Below are 18,001 nucleotides of genomic sequence, written 5' to 3'. Positions count from 1 at the left end.
CCTGGCGATGTTGCAGCGGAGGAAGAAGGGGGCGGGGCGGCGGCGAGGGTGTTGCCGCCGCCCCTGAGCACAACGGGCCGGGTCAGCCCATGTGCGGGTAGCGGTAGTCCGTCGGCGGGACGAACGTCTCCTTGATCGAGCGGGTCGACGTCCAGCGCATCAGGTTCTGCTTGGCGCCGGCCTTGTCGTTGGTGCCGGAGGCCCGGGCACCGCCGAAGGGCTGCTGGCCGACCACGGCGCCGGTCGGCTTGTCGTTGATGTAGAAGTTGCCCGCCGCGTTGCGGAGCTTCAGCATCGCGTGCTGCACGGCCTCGCGGTCCTGGGCGATGATCGCGCCGGTCAGCGCGTAGCTGGAGACCGACTCCATCTGGGTCAGCACCGCGTCGTACTCGTCGTCCTGGTAGACGAGGACCGAGAGGATCGGGCCGAAGTACTCGTCCTTGAAGTACTCGGAGGCCGGGTCGGAGCAGACCAGCACGGTCGGGCGGACGAAGTACCCGACCGAGTCGTCGTACGTGCCGCCGGCCAGCACCTCGACCGTGGGGTCGGCCTGGGCGCGGTCGATGGCGGCCTTGTTCTTGGCGAACGAGCGGTCGTCGATGACGGCGCTCATGAAGTTCGTCAGGTCGGTGACGTCACCCATGGTCAGGCCGTCCACCTCGTCCCGGAAGTCGTCCTTGATCTCGGCCCAGAGCGAGGCCGGGACGTAGGCGCGGGACAGCGCCGAACACTTCTGGCCCTGGAACTCGAAGGCGCCGCGGGTCATCGCGGTCTTCAGCACCGCCGGGTCGGCGGACGGGTGGGCGACCAGGAAGTCCTTGCCGCCGGTCTCGCCGACGATCCGCGGGTAGCTGCGGTAGTTGGCGATGTTCGCGCCGACCTCGCGCCACAGGTGCTGGAAGGTCGCGGTGGAGCCGGTGAAGTGGATGCCCGCCAGCTCGGGGCGCTTGAGCGCGACCTCGGAGACGTCCTTGCCGTCACCGGTGACCATGTTGATGACGCCCTTGGGCAGCCCGGCCGCCTCCAGCAGCTGCATCAGCAGGTGCGCGGAGAACTGCTGGGTCGGGGAGGGCTTCCACAGCACCACGTTGCCCATCAGGGCCGGGGCGGTGGGCAGGTTGAGCGCGATGGCGGTGAAGTTGAAGGGCGTGATCGCGTAGACGAAGCCCTCCAGCGCCCGGTGGTCGCTGCGGTTCCAGACGCCCTCGGAGGAGATCGGCTGCTCGGCGATGATCTGCCGGGCGAAGTGCACGTTGAAGCGCAGGAAGTCGACCAGCTCGCAGGGGGTGTCGATCTCCGCCTGCTGCGCGGTCTTGGACTGCCCGAGCATGGTGGCGGCGGCCAGCGTCTCGCGCCAGGGGCCGGCCAGCAGGTCGGCGGCCTTCAGGAAGATCGCGGCCCGGGAGTCGAAGGAGAGCGCCTGCCAGGCCGGGGCCGCGGCCAGGGCAGTGTCGATGGCCTCGCGCGCGTCGTCCTGGGTGGCGTTGCGCAGCGTGCCGAGCCGTGCCGCGTGGTTGTGCGGCTGGACGACGTGGAACTCGGAGCCGCCGCCCATGCGGCGCTCCCCGTTGATCGTCATGGTCAGCTGGACCGGCTCCTGGCCGCCCAGCTCCTTCAGCTTGGCCTCGAGCCGGGCCCGTTCGGGGCTCCCCGGGGCGTAGCTGTGGACCGGCTCGTTCACCGGCGCGGGGACCTGGGTCACAGCATCCATGAGCGCGCGCTCTCCTTCTCGTCACGGGAAGGCCGGTGAGGGTCGCACTCCGGCCACGACCAAACGCTAGCCCGGCCGCCCCGGGCAACAGATTGGCCAGGCGGCCAAAGTCATCCGTTCGGAGTTGTCGGACCGGATGAAGAGCTGTCCGGAACGCGACTAAAGTCGGTTCCGTGCCGACACAGACCGGGGAATTGACGAGGGCGGGCCGATGACCGGCCCCGGACTGCCGTTGCGCCAACTGCTGATGGCGCTGGGCGAGCCGCTGGTCGAGCTGCAGGCGGCGCCGGCCGGTCTCGACGTCCCGGTGCGGGACGTGGCGATCCTGGACCCGGAGGACCCGGCCACCGCGCAGCCCGGCGAGCTGGTGCTGGCGATCGGCGCGCGCGGCCGGGCCGCACTCCCCGCGCTGCGGGCGGCCGGGCGGGCGAAGGCGGCGGCGGTCGCGGTGAAGCTGGACGCCCCCGGCCAGGCGGACGCGCTGCGCGAGGCGGCCACCGAGGCGGGCGTGGCGCTGCTGAGCGTGCGCCGGGAGACCCGCTGGGAGCACCTGGACTCGCTGGCCCGGGCGATCATCGCCGGACCGGACGCCCCGGAGACCGCCGAGCACAACACCGGCGACCTGTTCTCGCTGGCCCAGACGGTGGCCGCGCTGACCGGCGGGATCGTCAGCATCGAGGACACCTCCAGCCGGGTGCTGGCGTACTCGCGCTCCTCGGACAGCGACGAGGTGGACGACCTGCGGCGGCTCTCCATCCTGGGCTGGCAGGGGCCCGAGCCGTACCTGTCCAAGCTCCGCGAGTGGGGCATCTTCCAGCACCTGCGCAGCTCCGACACGGTGATCCGGATCGACCCGCACCCGGAGCTCGGCATCCGGCGCCGGCTGGCGATCGGCATCCGGGCCGGGGCGCAGCCGCTGGGCACCATCTGGGTGCAGGAGAGCTCCCGGCCGCTGGCCCCGCTGGCGGACCAGGCACTGGTCGGCGCGGCCCGGGTGGCGGCCGCCCAACTGGTCCGTCGGCGGCGGGAGTTGTCGGCCGACGTCCGGCTCACCCAGACCCTGCTGACCGGTCTTCTGGAGGGCTCCACCGGGCCGCAGTCGCTGGCCACCCACCTCGGCCTGGAGCTCCGCCGCCCGGCCACCGTGCTGGCGTACGCGGCGAGTTCACCGTCCGAAGGGTCCGACCTGGAGCTCACCCGGGCCGAGGTGACCGGCCTGATCTCGGTGCACACCGCGGCCCGGCACCGCTCGGCCCTGCTCGCCCCGATCGACTCCCGGGTGTACGTACTGCTGCCCGAACTGCCCGCCGGGCTGCCGATGGCCACCGTCCGGGACTGGGCGCAGGAGGCGGTGGCGGCGGCCCGGGAGCACCTCGGGGTGCGGCTGCGGGCGGCGATCGGCTCCACCGTGGACGGTCTGGCGGCGGTGCCCGAGTCCCGGGCGCAGGCCGACCGGATCCTGGACGCGATGGGGCGCGGCGGGGTGGCCACCGAGGTGGCGGCGCTGATCGACGTGCAGGCCGAGGTGCTGGTGAGCGAGGTGCTGGCGCTGCTCCAAGACCGCGGCGGCCTGCGCGACCCCCGGCTGACCGCGCTCACCGGGTACGACCTGCGGCACGGCACCCGGCTGGCCGAGTCGGTGCTGGCCTGGCTGGACGCGCTGGGCGAGGTCCGGGTGGCGGCCGACGCCCTGCACATCCACCCCAACACGCTGCGCTACCGGGTGCGCCGGGCCGAGCAGTTGACCGGCATCGACCTGGCCCAGCCGCAGCAGCGGCTGCTGGCGATGCTTCAGCTCCGGCTGCCGGCCGAGCCGGACCAGGGGCACCCCTGAGACGACGGCTGCCCGCCGACCCGAGCGGTCGGCGGGCAGGCGTCGGTGCGCGGTGATCAGTCGTTGTAGCCGTGGCCGCTGCGGTGGCGCAGCCGCCACCACGGGCCGGTGATCGCGACCAGGATGCCGGGCACCTGGATGTTGGCGAACAGGGTCTCGCCGTCCTCGGAGAAGTTCACCCCGGTGAACTCGCTGAACTCCGGCTTCTCGGCGGTGCCGATGTTGAGGTCGTTACGGGCGATCGGGTACGTCCGCCCCTCCTCCGTGGTGCCGAACAGGTGCGAGACACCCTCGCCGTCCTCGGCGATCACCAGGCCGCCGTACGGCGAGACGGTGATGTTGTCCGGGCCGTCGTAGTTGCCGTGGTCGCCCATCACGTCGGTGTTGACGCCCAGCAGCAGCTTGAGGGTCATGGTGCGACGGGTCGGGTTGTAGAACCAGACCTGGCCGTCGTGCGCCGCGCCCGGGCTCTCGGTGCGGGCGTAGCTGGAGACGAAGTAGAAGCCGTTGTCGCCCCACCACATGCCCTCGAGCTTGCGGGCGCGGGTGACCTGACCCTCCGTGAACTGCTTGCGCACGGAGACCGTCTTGGCGTCGCGGTCCGGGACGTTCACCCAGTCCACGCCGTAAGTGGTGCCGACCTTGGTGACCCGGGACAGGTCGTCGATGAAGGTGCCGTGCGAGTCGAAGACCTTGAACGCCTCCAGCTTGCCCGCGTCGGCGGCCAGCTTGCGGAGCTTGCCCTTGCCGTGCTTGAAGCCGGCCGGCGGGGTCCAGCGGAACAGCAGGCCGTTCGGGTTCGAGGCGTCCTCGGTCAGGTAGAGGTGGCCGCGCTTCTGGTCCACCACGACCGCCTCGTGGGCGTACCGGCCGAGCGCCTTGATCGGCTGCGGGTCGCGGTTGGCCGCCTGGTCGTTCGGGTCGACCTCGAAGATGTAGCCGTGGTCCTTGAGGAAGCCGTTCTTGCCGGCCTTGTCCTCGGTCTCCTCACCGGACAGCCAGGTACCCCACGGGGTCGCGCCACCGGCGCAGTTGGTCGCGGTGCCGGCGATGCCGACCCACTCGCGGACCTCCTTGCCGCCCCGCTTGACCTCGACCACGGTGCAGCCGCCGGCCGCGCCGGAGTCGTAGACGTGGCCGTCCAGCAGCGGCACCGGGTGCGGCCAGTTGGAGCGGGCGCCGGCCAGCTCGTGGTTCACCACCAGCAGGGTGGCGCCGTGCTTGCCCTCGAAGGAGGCGGTGCCGTCGTGGTTGCTCGGGGTGGACTCGCCGGTGACCAGCTTGGTCACACCGGTCTGGGTGATCACCTGGTACCTGAAGCCGCGGGGCAGCGCGAGGACGCCCTTCGGATCGGCGATCAGCTCGCCGTAACCGGTGGCGCGGCGGGCGGCCTCGGCGGACTCGGCGGCGGGGGTCTCGCCTCCGGAGGGCGCGGCGATGGCGCCGGGGGCGGTGGCCAGCACCTCGGCACTGCCGGCGATCAGGACGCCGGCCCCGATGGCGGTGGAACGGTTGACGAAGTCCCGACGGGACAGCGACATGTAGGCACTCCTGTGAGGTGAGGCCGCTGTCCGGACGGTCCCGGCCGACGGCGCGCTCGGTGACGGCGGGGTGGGCCGCCGCCGACCAGCAGACTCCGGGGCCGCAGTGAACCCCGGGTGAACCCGACACCGCCATCGGGTGGTGATTTGCGGACCGTATCCGAACAACCGGACGGGACATCGTCACATCGGATACGGTCCGTCAGTTTGCGGGCCCCGCCGACCGGTCAGCGCTCGACCCGCTCGACCCGCCACTGCTCCCAGGCGGTCAGCCAGGCCTCCTCGGTCACCGGCGCGCTGCCCGGGGTGCGCGGTGCGCCGCCCAACCAGAGCCGCTCCCAGGCCCGTTGGGCCGGGAGGCTGGGCACCTCGCTGGCGAACGCGGTGAACCGGATGACCTCCTCGACCGCGGCCCGGCCCTCCGGCGTGCCGATCGCCCAGTCGGTGTTCTGGGCCAGCCTGGTCAGGTGGTTCACCATCGCGGTGACCGCGTCGCCCGCCTCGTCCCTGGTCTCCGAGGCCAGCCGCATCTGCTGCCGGACGGCCGCCTCCCAGCGCACCGCGCCGGCCTCGCCGCGCAGCCGCCGGGGCAGTCTCGGCACCCGCCGGGCCCGGGCCTGCGCGGCCAGCGCCACCGCCTCGTGCACCGCGTGCTCGACCACCGCCCGGTGCGCCTCGAGACCGGCCACCGGCGGGAGTTCGCGCTCCTCCAGGATCGCCCGCTGGGCCTGCTGGCGGGCCAGCTTGCGCATCAGGTCGGTGCGGCCGAGCACGTACTTCTCGAAGTCCTCGATCCGGCGCAGCTCCACCCCGCCCGGCGGGACGCCGCGCCCGGTCACCTGGACGGTCACGCCGTCCACCCGCAGCCGGCCCGCCCAGACCGGGGCCGGGGTCTTGCCCTCGGGGCGGCGGTCCTCGTGGATCTGCACCGCCCGGGGCTCGCCCTCGACCGTGATCCACTCCCGCAGCGCCCGGACCGCACCCGGGCCGTCGCCCTCGTCGATCTCCAACTGCTCGTAGACCCGGTCGCGTTCGTCCTCGACCACGTCCTCCAGCTCCGGCAGCTGCTGCTGCTCGGCACCGGGGCGGTAGGTACGGACCGTCACATAGGGACCGTCGGCGGAACTCCAGTCGCCCGAGCGGACCTCGACCCAGCCCAGCCGGCCGTTCCGCACCTCGTACTCGGCGAGCGCGTCGCTGTCCTCCGGCGGATCGGGGATCGCGAGGGGCGCGCCCAGCCCGGCGCGCGCCGGGTCGGCCCGGTGCAGGCCGGGGCCGCGCTCCGAACGGTCGACCCCGTAGACCGGGAAGTCCGCGTCCGCGAGCACCCGACGGCTGTGCTCCTCGTGGTCGGCGTAGTAGTCCTCGGGCTCCTGGGGCCTGGTCGCGTTCTGCCTCGTCATCCTCTGCCGCACCCCCGCGTGCTCGCCTGACCGTCGTTCACGACCGACCGCACCGGGCCTGGCCCGGCACCCCGCGCCGCGTCCGCCCCACGATACGGGGCCCGGGTCTGCTGGGCCATCAGCTTCGCTCGTACGGTTGGCAGCCCGGCGTCCCGGCCCCGTCCACCCCGGATTGTCAGTAGCCTTGCCTACTCTGGGAGGTATGACCGCAGCCACTCCGGCCTTCCCGGCCAGGATCAGCATCGTCACCCTCGGGGTGACCGACCTGGCCGCCAGCACCGCCTTCTACCAGGCGCTCGGCTGGTCGCGCTCCACCGCCTCCAACGACAACATCGTCTGGTTCCGCACCGCGGACTCGGTGCTCGGCCTGTTCCCGACCGAGGAGCTGGCCGCCGACGCGGGCGTCCCGGCGATCGGCGAGCCCTCGTTCCGCGGCGTCACGCTGGCGGTGAACCTCGAGTCCACCGAGCGGGTGGACGCGGCCCTGAAGGTCGCGGTCGAGGCCGGCGCCACCGTGGTCAAGCCGCCGGCCGCCACCGAGTGGGGCGGCTACTCGGGCTACTTCGAGGACCCGGACGGGCACCTCTGGGAGCTGGCGCACAACCCGTTCTTCCCGTTCACCGAGACCGGCCGGCTCGACCTGCCGTAGCCGGCGTGGACGCCAACCACTACCTGCTGACCTCGGTCTGGCGGTTCCCGGCCGAACCGCCCCGGGTGGTCCACCGCCTGCTCGGGGACGTCGAGCGCTACCCGCAGTGGTGGCCGCAGGTGCGCTCGGTGCGCCGGCTGACCGACCACAGCGGCGAGTTGGTGATCCGCTCGGTGCTGCCGTACGGGCTGCTGCTGACCATCACCGAGCGCGAGCAGGACGAGGCGTTGTTCACCCTGACCGCCGACCTGACCGGCGACCTGGTCGGCTGGTCCCGCTGGACGGTCCACCCCGAGGGCACCGGCAGCCGGGCGGTCTTCGAGGAGGAGGTCCGCCCGGCCAAGCAGCTGATGCGCCGGCTGGCCCCGGTGGCCCGCCCGCTCTTCCTGGCCAACCACGCGGCCATGATGCGGGCCGGCCACCGGGGCCTGCGGCGGCTGCTGGCCGGGCGGGCCTGATCCGCCGTCAGCCGCTCTGCTGCGAGCGGGCCTTGAACGCGGCCTTCCGGGCCTCCTTGGCCACCGTACGGTTCAGGTGCAGCTCGCCGATCGCCTCCAGCACGTCCGCCGTGTACGGGTGCCGGACCCGCCACAGCTCGCCGAAGTAGCTGGCCGGGTTGTCGGTCACCGGCAGCTCCGCGATCAGCCGGTGCAGCACCTCGGCCTCGCCCTCGCTGGTCAGCAGCTGGGCCGCGAAGCCGTCCACCAGCGTCCACAGCACCACGCCGCGCTCCGGCGCCGCCACCTGCTGGCCCTGCCCGTGCAGCCAGGCCCGGACCGCCCCGCCCAGCTCCGGGTCGTCCAGCACCTCGACCGCGGCCGGCCGGGCCGCCTCGCCGATCACCTCCAGCGCCTGCAGGCTGAGCAGCCGCCGGACCGGGCTGTACGGGTCGGTGCCCCGGGACGCCTCCAGCAGCTCCCGGGCCGCGGTCTCCGGGTCGCGACCGGCCAGCCAGACCAGCACCTCGCGCTCGGGCAGCACGTTCGCGGTCTCGGAGATCGCGCGCAGCAGCGACTCGGCGTCGCCCTGGGCCAGCTCGCCCACCAGCGGGGCGTCGTAGCCCTCCTCCAGCAGCCACTGCCGGACCGCGAACTGGCCCAGCGGGGTCAGCCGGACCAGCCCGAACCGGGCCGACTCCTCGTCGCTCAGCTCGCCCTCGCCGACCGGGGAGTCCTCCTCCTCGAACAGCTCGGGGTCGATCGGCTGGTGCTCCACCAGGCCCAGCTCGGCCAGGTCGGCCAGCATCGGGTCCAGCGTGATCATCAGATCGGTGATGTCGCCGAGCAGCTCCTCGTCCGGCTCCTCGCCCTCCGGCACCACCAGCAGCGCGGCCAGCACGCCGAGCGGCACCGTCTCCTCGCCCGGCTCGGCGAAGGCGGTGGTCTCGTAGAGCACCTGGAGCGCCTCGTCCAGCAGCTCGGCCGCCGCCTTGCGGGACTCCTCCACCGCCGCGAGCCGCTCCTCGTCGTCCTCCTCGGCCTCGGCCTCCTCGTCGTCCAGGTCCAGCGAGTCCGCCTCGGCGGCCAGCTCCCGGACGATCCCGGCGGCGGTCAGCCAGAGCTCCAGGACGGTGTCCTCGTCGCCCGCCTCGGCCGGCTCCAGATCCGGGCCGGGGATGGCCACGTGCTCGCCCGCCTCGGTGGTGCCGATCTCCACCAGGTCCAGGTCGCAGGCCAGCGACCAGGCCCGCACCGCCTCGACCTCGGCCTCCTCGCCCTCGCCGAGCCCGAGCAGTTCGGCGGCCGGCGCCCGGTCGTCGCCGACCAGGTCGCCGAACTCGTCCACCGGACGGTGCGGTGCGGCCCAGCGGGCCAGCTTCAGCGCGTGCGCGATCAGCGGCACCGCGAGCGCGGCCTCGGCCAGCTCCCGATCGGAGGGCAGCTGGATCGGGGGCACCAGGACCGCCGCGTCGTCCTCGTCCTCGTCCTGCCCGTGCGCGGCGAACGCCCCGTACAGATCGGCCAGGTCGTAGTCGGCCGGCAGCAGGCGCTCGGCAGCCGCGCTGTCCGCCGGGTCGGCCGACGGGTTGTCAGGGGTGCTGCTGCTGCGTCCGGACATCGTTGCGAGGTCTCCCGTGGTGGCGGTGGTCACTGCCCGAGGAACCGTCTGGGTGGCGGTCCGTCAGCTCAGCGTATCCGTACCGGCCCCGGCCTGCCGGAGTCGCACGCCGAAGTCACCGCGTCGCCCTCGGTACCTGACACAGTCCGCCCGCCACCTGACGACGTGGCGGAGCCGACACCCGGGACCGGGCCGGCGCACCCCGCTGACCACGTATCCTGCACCAGGAACGGTGCACAACCCTGGTACCGGCCATCGGGCAACGAAGCCCGCCCCGCACACCCCGCCCCACCAGGGCCCACCGTCCGGCCACCACCCCAGGCCCGGACCGGCCCACGGTGGTGCCCGGCCACAGGAGACCCCTGCCATGGCGGACCTCTCCCCTGCCGGCGCCCGACTGTCCACCGCACAGTTCGAAGGACGCCGACTCTCGGAGGCCCTGCTCCCCCTGGAGCTCGCACCACGGACGCAGCTCCAGCTCGCCGCGATCAGCCGCTGGAACGCGCTGCGCGGCATCCGCGTCGGCCTGGTGGCCGCCGCCCTGCTGCTCCTGCTGATCGGCGCCAACCTGGCCACCCCGATCTACCCGGTGCTCCAGCGGCAGCTCGGCCTGACCGCGCTCGACACCACCGTCCTCTTCACCGTCTACGTCTTCGCCCTGGTCCCGGTGCTGGCGGCGGTCGGCCACTGGTCCGACCACCTCGGCCGGCGCGCGATGATCCTGCCCGCCGTGGCCCTGGCGGCCGGTGGCGACGTGCTGTTCGCCACCGCGGGCAGCTTCTGGCAGCTGGCCCTCGGCCGGGCCGTCCAGGGCGTCGCGGTCGGCTTCGCCACCGGCGCGGCCGGCGCCGCGCTCGGCGACCTGCTGCCCGACCACCCGACGCTGGCCGCCAAACTCACCCTGGCCTGCTCGGCCGGCGGGGTGGCCCTCGGCCCGGTGGTCGGCGCCACCCTCTCCGCCGGCGAGCACCCGCTGCTGACGCCGTTCCTGCTGCACGCCATCGGGCTGCTGGCGCTCTGCGTCCCGCTCGCCCTGGTGCACCCCAGGATGCCCGGACGACAGCGGCCGCCCGCCGCACCGCCGCGCATCACCACCCCCGCCCACCTGCGCCCGCAGCGGCTGCGGCTGCCGCGCACCGGGCGCCGCGAGTTCCTGCTCGCCTCCGGCGCGGGCTTCGCCTCGTACGCGGTCTTCGGGGTCTACCTCAGCCTGGCCCCGGCCTTCTCGGCCAAGCTGCTCGGCACCACCTCCTCGCTGACCGGCGCGGTGGTGGCCGCCCTGCTGCTCGGCTCCTCCGCCACCGCCCAGCTGCTGGTGCCGCCCACCGCCGACCGGCTGGTGATCGCCCTCGGCATGGCCGGCCTGGCGACCGGCCTGGCCCTGGTGGTCACCGCCCTCTACACCGGCACCCCGGCCCTGCTCTTCCTCGGCAGCGTGCTCGGCGGCTCCTGCCAGGGCGTGGCCTTCCGCTCGCTCTTCACCACCGCCGTCGCCGCCATGAACCCGGAACGGCGCGGCAGCGAGCTCTCCACCCTCTGGGTCATCGTCTACCTCGGCTCCTCCCTCCCGATCGTCGCCGTCGGCGCGCTGACCCAGCGGTACGGGCTGCTCCCGGCCGTCAGCGGCTTCGCCTGCGTCGCGGCTGCCGCCTGCCTCGGCCTCGCGGGGGCGGTCCTGCGCAAGCCCGCGTAGGGCCGCCCCAGGGGCGCGGGACTCGTCACAGCTGCGCCTCCGCCGCGGGGCGCGCTACGGCAGGGCAGCACGGGCAACCGGCTCACCGAGCCCGGCTTCAGGTGGTCCGCCTTCCGGTTCGCGCCGTTCCCCGCGCACCTGAAGGCATCACCCCGCACGCAGAAAAGGCCCGACCCTCCGCGGTAGCGGAGAGCCGGGCCTTTCTGTGACGTCCGGTCAGACGTTGAAGCCGAGCGCGCGGAGCTGGTCGCGGCCGTCGTCGGTGATCTTGTCCGGGCCCCACGGCGGCATCCAGACCCAGTTGATCCGGAGGTCCTGGACCAGGCCGTCGGTGGCGGTCTTGGCCTGGTCCTCGATCACGTCGGTGAGCGGGCAGGCCGCCGAGGTGAGGGTCATGTCGATGGTGGCCACGTCGGACTCGTCGATGTGGATGCCGTAGATCAGGCCCAGGTTGACGACGTCGATGCCCAGCTCGGGGTCGACGACGTCCATCAGGGCTTCGGTCAGGTCCTCGACGGAGACGGTGCCGGCCGTGGTGCCGACGATGACGGTCGGGCCCTCGGTCGAGGGCGCCGCCGCCTCGGCCGGGGTGCCGGCCTCGGTGTCGCTCATGAGTGTTTCCTTAAGGGTCGTCAGACGGCGGGGTGTTCGGCGAGCGCCTTGGCGGTGGCGTCCTTCCAGGCCATCCAGCTCAGCAGCGCGCACTTGACCCGGGCCGGGAACTTGGAGACACCGGCGAACGCGACCGCGTCCTCCAGCACCTCCTCGTCGCCCACGCCCTTGCCCTTGCTCTGCATGAGCTCCAGGAAGGCCTCCTGGATCGCCTGCGCCTCGCCCACGGACTTGCCGACCACCAGGTCGTTCAGCACCGAGGCGCTGGCCTGGCTGATCGAGCAGCCCTGGGACTCGTACGAGACGTCGGCCACCACGGCGCCGTCGAGCCGCACCCGCAGGGTGATCTCGTCGCCGCAGGTCGGGTTGACGTGGTGCACCTCGGCGTCGCCGTCCCGCAGCCCCTTGCCGTGGGGGTTCTTGTAGTGCTCCAGGATGATCTCCTGGTACATCGAGTCGAGCTTCATTCCGCGCTCACCCCTCAGCCGAAGAAGTTCCGGACGTGGTGCAGGCCGTCGATCAGTGCGTCGACGTCGGCCGGCGTCGAGTACAGGTAGAACGACGCCCGGGTGGTGGCCGGAATTCCGTACCGCAGGCAGACCGGCCGGGCGCAGTGGTGGCCGACCCGGACCGCGATGCCCTGCTCGTCGAGCACCTGGCCGACGTCGTGCGGGTGGATGTCGCCGAGCACGAAGGAGATCGCCGCACCCCGGTCCACGGCGTCGCGCGGGCCGATGATCCGCAGGTCGGGGACCTCCAGCAGTCGCCGCACCGCGTACTCGGTGATGGTGTGCTCGTGCGCGGCGATCCGCTCCATACCGATGTTCGACAGGTAGTCGATGGCCGCACCGAGTCCGACCGCCTGGGCGATCGGCGGGGTGCCCGCCTCGAACTTGTGCGGGGCCGGGGCGTAGGTCGAGGCGCCCATGGTGACGGTCTCGATCATCTCGCCGCCACCGAGGAACGGCGGGAGGTCCTCCAGCAGCTCCTGCCGGCCCCACAGCACGCCGATGCCCGTCGGGCCCAGCATCTTGTGACCGGTGAAGGCGACGAAGTCGGCGCCCAGCTCCTGCACGTCCAGCACCATGTGCGGGGCCGCCTGCGAGGCGTCGATCAGCACCAGCGCGCCGACGTCCTGGGCCCGCCGGACGATGGCCTCGACCGGGTTGACGGTACCGAGCAGGTTGGAGACCAGCGTGAAGGAGACGATCTTCGTCTTCTCGTTGATCAGCTCGTTGATGTTCGACAGGTCGAGCCGGCCCTCGTCGGTCAGGCCGAACCACTTCAGCTTCGCGCCGGTGCGCTGCGAGAGCAGCTGCCACGGCACGATGTTGGAGTGGTGCTCCATCTCGGTGATGACCACCTCGGCGTCGGCGTCGACGCGGTACGGCTCCTCGGCCCAACCCAGCATGTTGGCAACGAGGTTGAGCGACTCGGAGGCGTTCTTGGTGAAGATCACCTCGTCCCGGCTCGGCGCGTTGACGAACGCCGCGACCTTGTCGCGGGCACCCTCGTACAGCGCCGTGGCCTCTTCGGCCAGCACGTGCACGCCGCGGTGCACGTTGGCGTTGTGCCGCTCGTAGTAGCCGTTCAGCGCGTCGAGCACCTGCTGGGGCTTCTGCGAGGTCGCCGCGTTGTCCAGGTAGACCAGGGGCTTGCCGTCGTGCAGCACCCGCTGCAGGATCGGGAAGTCCTTGCGGAGCGCGTCGCCGAACTCCTGTGCCTCGGCCAGCGCCGAGTCATGGGTCGTCACTCGGAAGCGCCACCCTTCACGTATGCCGCGTAGCCCTCGTTCTCCAGCTTGTCGGCGAGCTCGGCGCCACCGGACTCGACGATCCGGCCGGCCGAGAAGACGTGCACGAAGTCGGGCTTGACGTACTTCAGGATGCGGGTGTAGTGGGTCACCAGCAGGGTGCCCACCTCGCCGGAGGAGGCGACCCGGTTGATGCCCTCGGAGACCTGACGGAGCGCGTCGACGTCGAGGCCGGAGTCGGTCTCGTCGAGGATCGCGATCTTCGGCTTGAGCAGCTCCAGCTGGAGGATCTCGTGGCGCTTCTTCTCGCCGCCGGAGAAGCCCTCGTTCACGTTCCGCTCGGCGAAGGCCGGGTCCATCTGGAGGGTGGCCATCGCCTCCTTGACCTCCTTCACCCAGGTGCGCAGCTTGGGGGCCTCGCCGCGGATCGCGGTGGCGGCGGTGCGGAGGAAGTTGGAGACCGAGACGCCGGGGACCTCGACCGGGTACTGCATGGCCAGGAAGACGCCGGCCCGGGCGCGCTCGTCGACGGTCATCTCCAGCACGTCCTCGCCGTCCAGCAGCACCGAGCCGCTGGTGACGGTGTACTTCGGGTGACCGGCCAGCGTGTAGGCCAGGGTGGACTTGCCGGAGCCGTTCGGGCCCATGATGGCGTGGGTCTCGCCCTGCTTGACCGTCAGGTCGACGCCCTTGAGGATCTCGCGGGGGCCGCTCTCGGTCTCGACGGAGACGTGCAGGTCACGGATTTCAAGCGTTGCCATATGTACTCAGGACTCCTGGTTGACGGAGACGAGCACATCGTCCCCTTCGATCTTTACGGGGTAGACGGGGACCGGCCTGGTCGCGGGCAGGCCCGAGGGCTTGCCACTGCGCAGGTCGAAGCTGGAGCCGTGCAGCCAGCACTCGATCGCGCAGTCCTCGACCTCGCCCTCGGAGAGCGAGACGTTCGCGTGCGAGCAGATGTCGTTGATCGCGAACACCTCGCCCTCGGTGCGGACGATCGACACCGGGACGCCGTTCAGCTCGACGCGCTTGGGGGTGTCCTCCGCCAAGTCGGCCAGCGAGCAGGCTCGGAGAAAGGTCATCGGGTCAGACCGTCGCTTCCAGCTCGGCCTCGATCTTCGCCATCAGCTGGTCCTGGATCTCGGCGACGCCGATCTGCTGGACCAGCTCGGCGAAGAAGCCGCGGACCACCAGACGGCGGGCGTCGTCGGCCGGGATGCCGCGGGACTGGAGGTAGAAGAGCTGCTCGTCGTCGAAGCGGCCGGTCGCGGAGGCGTGGCCGGCGCCGACGATCTCGCCGGTCTCGATCTCCAGGTTCGGGATCGAGTCGACCCGGGCACCGTCGGTGAGCACCAGGTTGCGGTTGTGCTCGTAGGTGTCGGTGCCCTCGGCGGCGGCACGGATCAGCACGTCGCCGACCCAGACCGCGTGCGCGTCCTTGCCCTGCAGCGCGCCCTTGTAGACCACGTTCGACCGGCAGTGCGGGGTGTCGTGGTCGATCACCAGGCGGTGCTCCAGGTGCTGGCCGGCGTCCGCGAAGTACAGGCCGTACAGCTCGGCCTCGCCGCCGGGGCCCGCGTAGTTGACCCGCGGGTGCAGCCGGACCAGGTCGCCGCCGAAGGTGACCACGACGGACTTGAGCGAGGCGTCCCGGCCGATCAGCGCGGTCTGCTGGGCGGCGTGCACCGCGTCCCGGTCCCAGTCCTGGACCGAGACGAAGGTGAGCTTGGCGCCGTCGCCGACGACCAGCTCGACGTTGGCGGCACGGACCCCTGAGCCGGTGTGGTTGAGCAGCACGACCGCCTCGGCGAACGGCTTGACCTCGATCAGCACGTGGGCGAAGGCGACACCGCCCTCGCCGTGCACGTCGATCTTCACCGGCTCGGTGAGCACGGCGTCCTGCGGCACCGTGACGACCAGTGCCTGGGTGAAGGCGCTGTACGCCTGCGCGGCGACCCGGTCGACCGGCTTGCCGGCCTTCCCGAGCCGGGCGTCGTCGCGGCCGACGGTCTCGGCGGTGACGCCCTCGGGCAGCCCGAGCTCGACCTTGTCGGTGCCCGCCGCGCCCTCGGCCGCGGTGCCGTCGTGCAGGCCGAGGAGGCGGTGCATCGGCGTGAACCGCCAGTCCTCCTCGCGGCCGGTCGGCACCGGGAAGTCGGTCACGTCGTACGAGGGCTTGACCGCCACGCGGGCGTCGATCGGCTGCTGCACGGTGGCCCGGCCGGTGCCGGGCCCGGCCAGCTGGGCACCGGCTCCGGCCGTGCCGACCTCGATCGAACCGGCGGTCGTCGAGCCGGTGGTGTTCTGAACGTCAGCCATGGCTGTCGTGTTGCTCTCTTTCCTCAGGGATGCGGTGGTGGACTGCGTGCGGCCGGTCAGCCGACGGAGCCCTCCATCTGCAGCTCGATCAGCCGGTTGAGCTCCAGCGCGTACTCCATCGGCAGCTCACGCGCGATCGGCTCGACGAAGCCACGGACGATCATCGCCATCGCCTCGAACTCGGTCATGCCACGGCTCATCAGGTAGAAGAGCTGGTCCTCGCTGACCTTGGAGACGGTGGCCTCGTGGCCCATCGACACGTCGTCCTCGCGGACGTCCACGTACGGGTACGTGTCCGAGCGGGAGATGGTGTCGACCAGCAGCGCGTCGCAGAGCACGTTGGACTTGGCGCCCTTGGAGCCCTCACCGATCTCGATCAGACCGCGGTAGGACGTCCGGCCGCCGCCGCGCGCCACCGACTTGGAGACGATGTTGGAGGAGGTGTTCGGCGCCATGTGCACCATCTTGGCGCCGGCGTCCTGGTGCTGGCCCTCGCCCGCGAAGGCGATCGACAGGGTCTCGCCCTTGGCGTGCTCGCCCATCAGGTAGACGGCCGGGTACTTCATGGTGACCTTGGAGCCGATGTTGCCGTCGACCCACTCCATGGTCGCGCCCTCGTACGCCACGGCGCGCTTGGTGACCAGGTTGTAGACGTTGTTCGACCAGTTCTGGATGGTCGTGTAGCGGCACCGACCACCCTTCTTGACGATGATCTCGACCACGGCGCTGTGCAGCGAGTCCGAGGAGTAGATCGGGGCGGTGCAGCCCTCGACGTAGTGGACGTAGGCGTCCTCGTCGACGATGATCAGCGTCCGCTCGAACTGGCCCATGTTCTCGGTGTTGATCCGGAAGTAGGCCTGCAGCGGGATCTCGACGTGCACGCCCTTCGGCACGTAGATGAACGAGCCGCCGGACCAGACCGCCGTGTTCAGCGCGGCGAACTTGTTGTCACCGGTCGGGATGACGGTGCCGAAGTACTCCTTGAAGAGCTCCGGGTGCTCCTTGAGCGCCGTGTCGGTGTCCATGAAGATCACACCCTGAGCCTCGAGCTCTTCGTTGATCTGGTGGTACACCACCTCGGACTCGTACTGCGCGGCGACACCGGCGACCAGGCGCTGCTTCTCCGCCTCCGGGATGCCGAGCTTGTCGTACGTCGCCTTGATGTCGGCGGGCAGGTCCTCCCAGGACTCGGCCTGCTTCTCGGTGGAGCGGACGAAGTACTTGATGTTGTCGAAGTCGATGCCGGTGAGGTCCGAGCCCCAGGTGGGCATGGGCTTCTTGCCGAACAGCTTCAGGCCCTTGAGCCGCAGGTTGAGCATCCACTCCGACTCGGACTTCTTCGCCGAGATGTCGCGGACGACCTCCTCGCTCAGCCCGCGCTTGGCGGCGGCACCGGCGGCGTCCGGGTCGGACCAGCCGTACTCGTAGGTGCCGAGACCATCGAGCTCGGGGTGCGAAACGGTGTCAGTCATGCGAGGTTCCTCCGCGCGGACGCAGGTTCGGATGGAGTAGACGTACCGGCAGTCGGCACTGCACCGGGCAGCGGGCGGACGCCTGCTGACGATGCGGCACCGGGTGCCGGCACATAGGTGGTGCAGACCCCGTCGCCGTGGGCGATGGTGGCCAGCCTTTGCACATGGGTGCCCAGGAGCTGGGAGAAGACCTCGGTCTCCGCCTCGCAGAGCTGCGGGAACTGCTCGGCGATGTGCGCGACCGGGCAGTGGTGCTGGCAGAGCTGGGCGCCGGCCGGAGCCGCCGGAGAGGCTCCCGAGGGCACTCGCCGCACCGTGGCAGCGTACCCGTCGGCGCTCAGCGCCTGCGCGAGCGCCTCCGCCCGGGTGCCTTCCCCGGCCTGCTCCAGCGCGTCGCGGTAGCGCTCGCCCTGGCGGCCGAAGCGGGCCCGGGCGAAGGCGGTGACCGCCTCCTCGCCCGCCTTGCCGCCGCCGACCGCCTCGGAGATCCAGCGCAGCGCGTCGGCCGCGAGCTGGTCGTACGCCTGGTAGAAGGCGTCCCGGCCGGACTCGGTGAGCGCGAAGACCTTGGCCGGGCGGCCCCGGCCACGACTGCCGTAGACCCGCTGCTCACGGGCGTCCACCAGCCCTGCGGCGGCCAGCCCGTCCAGGTGCCGACGGACCGCGGCGGAGGTCAGACCCAGCCGGGTGGCCAGGTCGGCGGCGGAGGAGGGACCGTGGTCGAGGATCGACCGGGCGACCCTGTCCCGGGTGGCCCGGTGGCCGTCCCCCTCGCCTGCGGGCAGCACAGAACCGGGGGCCGACTCGGCCTCCGGCTTCCGGGCGTACTCGCGCATGTTTTTCACAACACGATTGTTGCGTAATTCATTCCAGAGGGACAACCCGTGATCCACGACGCATCGGTGGCGTCAATCACGCAGGTAAGCCTTACCTGACCAGTCGCCTGACCTGGG

Annotated in this window: 16 protein-coding genes; 4 read left to right on the top strand and 12 right to left on the bottom strand. The window is 71.8% G+C overall.

Annotation, left to right across the window (positions count from 1 at the left end; genetic code table 11):
- Positions 1-82: 82 nt before the first annotated feature.
- Positions 83-1,711, bottom strand: a complete 1,629-nt coding sequence (gene pruA / locus ACIRPK_RS11160) for an L-glutamate gamma-semialdehyde dehydrogenase (protein WP_403036162.1) — start codon at positions 1,709-1,711, stop codon at positions 83-85.
- A gap of 211 nt (positions 1,712-1,922) precedes the next feature.
- On the opposite strand from pruA, the gene ACIRPK_RS11155 reads away from it, so the two are divergent.
- Positions 1,923-3,545 (top strand): PucR family transcriptional regulator, encoded by a 1,623-nt coding sequence (locus ACIRPK_RS11155; protein ID WP_403036160.1) that lies wholly within the window; start codon positions 1,923-1,925, stop codon positions 3,543-3,545.
- 56 nt (positions 3,546-3,601) lie between these two features.
- Here the strand turns inward: ACIRPK_RS11155 and ACIRPK_RS11150 are convergent, their stop codons facing one another.
- Together ACIRPK_RS11150 and ACIRPK_RS11145 are read right to left on the bottom strand one after the other, a co-directional pair.
- Positions 3,602-5,086 carry an alkaline phosphatase PhoX gene (locus ACIRPK_RS11150; protein WP_403036157.1) on the bottom strand — a complete coding sequence of 495 codons (1,485 nt, stop codon included), beginning with the start codon at positions 5,084-5,086 and terminating at the stop codon, positions 3,602-3,604.
- 227 nt (positions 5,087-5,313) lie between these two features.
- Positions 5,314-6,489, bottom strand: a complete 1,176-nt coding sequence (locus ACIRPK_RS11145; protein WP_403036154.1) for a hypothetical protein — start codon at positions 6,487-6,489, stop codon at positions 5,314-5,316.
- 202 nt (positions 6,490-6,691) lie between these two features.
- Here ACIRPK_RS11145 and ACIRPK_RS11140 point away from each other — a divergent pair, with 202 nt between their 5' ends.
- Complete coding sequence (locus ACIRPK_RS11140; RefSeq protein WP_403036151.1) at positions 6,692-7,138, top strand: VOC family protein; 447 nt, start codon at positions 6,692-6,694, stop codon at positions 7,136-7,138.
- A 5-nt stretch (positions 7,139-7,143) separates the two neighbouring features.
- Complete coding sequence (locus ACIRPK_RS11135; RefSeq protein WP_403036148.1) at positions 7,144-7,596, top strand: SRPBCC family protein; 453 nt, start codon at positions 7,144-7,146, stop codon at positions 7,594-7,596.
- Between the two features lie 7 nt (positions 7,597-7,603).
- Here ACIRPK_RS11135 and ACIRPK_RS11130 read toward each other — a convergent pair whose 3' ends face one another.
- On the bottom strand, positions 7,604-9,196 hold the full coding sequence (locus ACIRPK_RS11130; protein ID WP_403036145.1) for a hypothetical protein: 1,593 nt from the start codon (positions 9,194-9,196) through the stop codon (positions 7,604-7,606).
- A gap of 367 nt (positions 9,197-9,563) precedes the next feature.
- Here ACIRPK_RS11130 and ACIRPK_RS11125 point away from each other — a divergent pair, with 367 nt between their 5' ends.
- Positions 9,564-10,889, top strand: coding sequence for an MFS transporter (locus ACIRPK_RS11125; RefSeq protein WP_403036142.1), 1,326 nt, complete (start codon positions 9,564-9,566; stop codon positions 10,887-10,889).
- 216 nt (positions 10,890-11,105) lie between these two features.
- Here ACIRPK_RS11125 and ACIRPK_RS11120 read toward each other — a convergent pair whose 3' ends face one another.
- Genes ACIRPK_RS11120 through ACIRPK_RS11085 form a run of 8 tightly spaced genes read right to left on the bottom strand, consistent with a single transcriptional unit; the run spans position 11,106 to position 17,884 of the window.
- Positions 11,106-11,501 (bottom strand): metal-sulfur cluster assembly factor, encoded by a 396-nt coding sequence (locus tag ACIRPK_RS11120; protein ID WP_403036140.1) that lies wholly within the window; start codon positions 11,499-11,501, stop codon positions 11,106-11,108.
- A gap of 20 nt (positions 11,502-11,521) precedes the next feature.
- Entirely contained in the window at positions 11,522-11,968 is a 447-nt protein-coding gene (sufU, locus tag ACIRPK_RS11115) for a Fe-S cluster assembly sulfur transfer protein SufU (protein WP_403036137.1), read from the bottom strand.
- Between the two features lie 14 nt (positions 11,969-11,982).
- Complete coding sequence (locus ACIRPK_RS11110) at positions 11,983-13,254, bottom strand: cysteine desulfurase (RefSeq protein ID WP_403036134.1); 1,272 nt, start codon at positions 13,252-13,254, stop codon at positions 11,983-11,985.
- Positions 13,251-14,015 (bottom strand): Fe-S cluster assembly ATPase SufC, encoded by a 765-nt coding sequence (gene sufC, locus ACIRPK_RS11105; RefSeq protein ID WP_403036131.1) that lies wholly within the window; start codon positions 14,013-14,015, stop codon positions 13,251-13,253. The genes ACIRPK_RS11110 and sufC overlap by 4 nt, the downstream gene beginning before the upstream one ends.
- Positions 14,016-14,021: 6 nt before the next feature.
- A complete protein-coding gene (locus tag ACIRPK_RS11100) occupies positions 14,022-14,339 on the bottom strand; it encodes a bifunctional 3-phenylpropionate/cinnamic acid dioxygenase ferredoxin subunit (RefSeq protein WP_057240322.1) in 318 nt (105 codons plus the stop codon).
- Between the two features lie 4 nt (positions 14,340-14,343).
- Positions 14,344-15,576: a Fe-S cluster assembly protein SufD gene (gene sufD, locus ACIRPK_RS11095; protein ID WP_403036128.1), complete on the bottom strand. Its 1,233-nt coding sequence runs from the start codon at positions 15,574-15,576 to the stop codon at positions 14,344-14,346.
- Positions 15,577-15,632: 56 nt separating this feature from the next.
- Entirely contained in the window at positions 15,633-17,048 is a 1,416-nt protein-coding gene (sufB, locus tag ACIRPK_RS11090) for a Fe-S cluster assembly protein SufB (RefSeq protein ID WP_350669887.1), read from the bottom strand.
- On the bottom strand, positions 17,045-17,884 hold the full coding sequence (locus ACIRPK_RS11085; protein ID WP_403036362.1) for a helix-turn-helix transcriptional regulator: 840 nt from the start codon (positions 17,882-17,884) through the stop codon (positions 17,045-17,047). The genes sufB and ACIRPK_RS11085 overlap by 4 nt, the downstream gene beginning before the upstream one ends.
- Between the last annotated feature and the right edge of the window lie 117 nt (positions 17,885-18,001).

The organism is Kitasatospora sp. NPDC101801, from assembly GCF_044766665.1.
GTDB lineage: Bacteria > Actinomycetota > Actinomycetes > Streptomycetales > Streptomycetaceae > Kitasatospora.
The sequence above is the reverse complement of the archived record's forward strand: the minus strand, read 5'-3'. Positions and strand labels throughout refer to the sequence as shown.

Bases quoted from the DNA above. Each gene is read 5' to 3' on its own strand.
- ACIRPK_RS11085 (WP_403036362.1), bottom strand. From the start codon at position 17,884: ATGCGCGAGTACGCCCGGAAGCCGGAGGCCGAGTCGGCCCCCGGTTCT.
- sufU (WP_403036137.1), bottom strand. From the start codon at position 11,968: ATGAAGCTCGACTCGATGTACCAGGAGATCATCCTGGAGCACTACAAG.
- ACIRPK_RS11130 (WP_403036145.1), bottom strand. From the start codon at position 9,196: ATGTCCGGACGCAGCAGCAGCACCCCTGACAACCCGTCGGCCGACCCG.
- ACIRPK_RS11140 (WP_403036151.1), top strand. From the start codon at position 6,692: ATGACCGCAGCCACTCCGGCCTTCCCGGCCAGGATCAGCATCGTCACC.
- ACIRPK_RS11120 (WP_403036140.1), bottom strand. From the start codon at position 11,501: ATGAGCGACACCGAGGCCGGCACCCCGGCCGAGGCGGCGGCGCCCTCG.
- sufB (WP_350669887.1), bottom strand. From the start codon at position 17,048: ATGACTGACACCGTTTCGCACCCCGAGCTCGATGGTCTCGGCACCTAC.
- ACIRPK_RS11125 (WP_403036142.1), top strand. From the start codon at position 9,564: ATGGCGGACCTCTCCCCTGCCGGCGCCCGACTGTCCACCGCACAGTTC.
- pruA (WP_403036162.1), bottom strand. From the start codon at position 1,711: ATGGATGCTGTGACCCAGGTCCCCGCGCCGGTGAACGAGCCGGTCCAC.
- ACIRPK_RS11150 (WP_403036157.1), bottom strand. From the start codon at position 5,086: ATGTCGCTGTCCCGTCGGGACTTCGTCAACCGTTCCACCGCCATCGGG.
- ACIRPK_RS11145 (WP_403036154.1), bottom strand. From the start codon at position 6,489: ATGACGAGGCAGAACGCGACCAGGCCCCAGGAGCCCGAGGACTACTAC.
- ACIRPK_RS11155 (WP_403036160.1), top strand. From the start codon at position 1,923: ATGACCGGCCCCGGACTGCCGTTGCGCCAACTGCTGATGGCGCTGGGC.
- ACIRPK_RS11100 (WP_057240322.1), bottom strand. From the start codon at position 14,339: ATGACCTTTCTCCGAGCCTGCTCGCTGGCCGACTTGGCGGAGGACACC.
- sufC (WP_403036131.1), bottom strand. From the start codon at position 14,015: ATGGCAACGCTTGAAATCCGTGACCTGCACGTCTCCGTCGAGACCGAG.
- sufD (WP_403036128.1), bottom strand. From the start codon at position 15,576: ATGGCTGACGTTCAGAACACCACCGGCTCGACGACCGCCGGTTCGATC.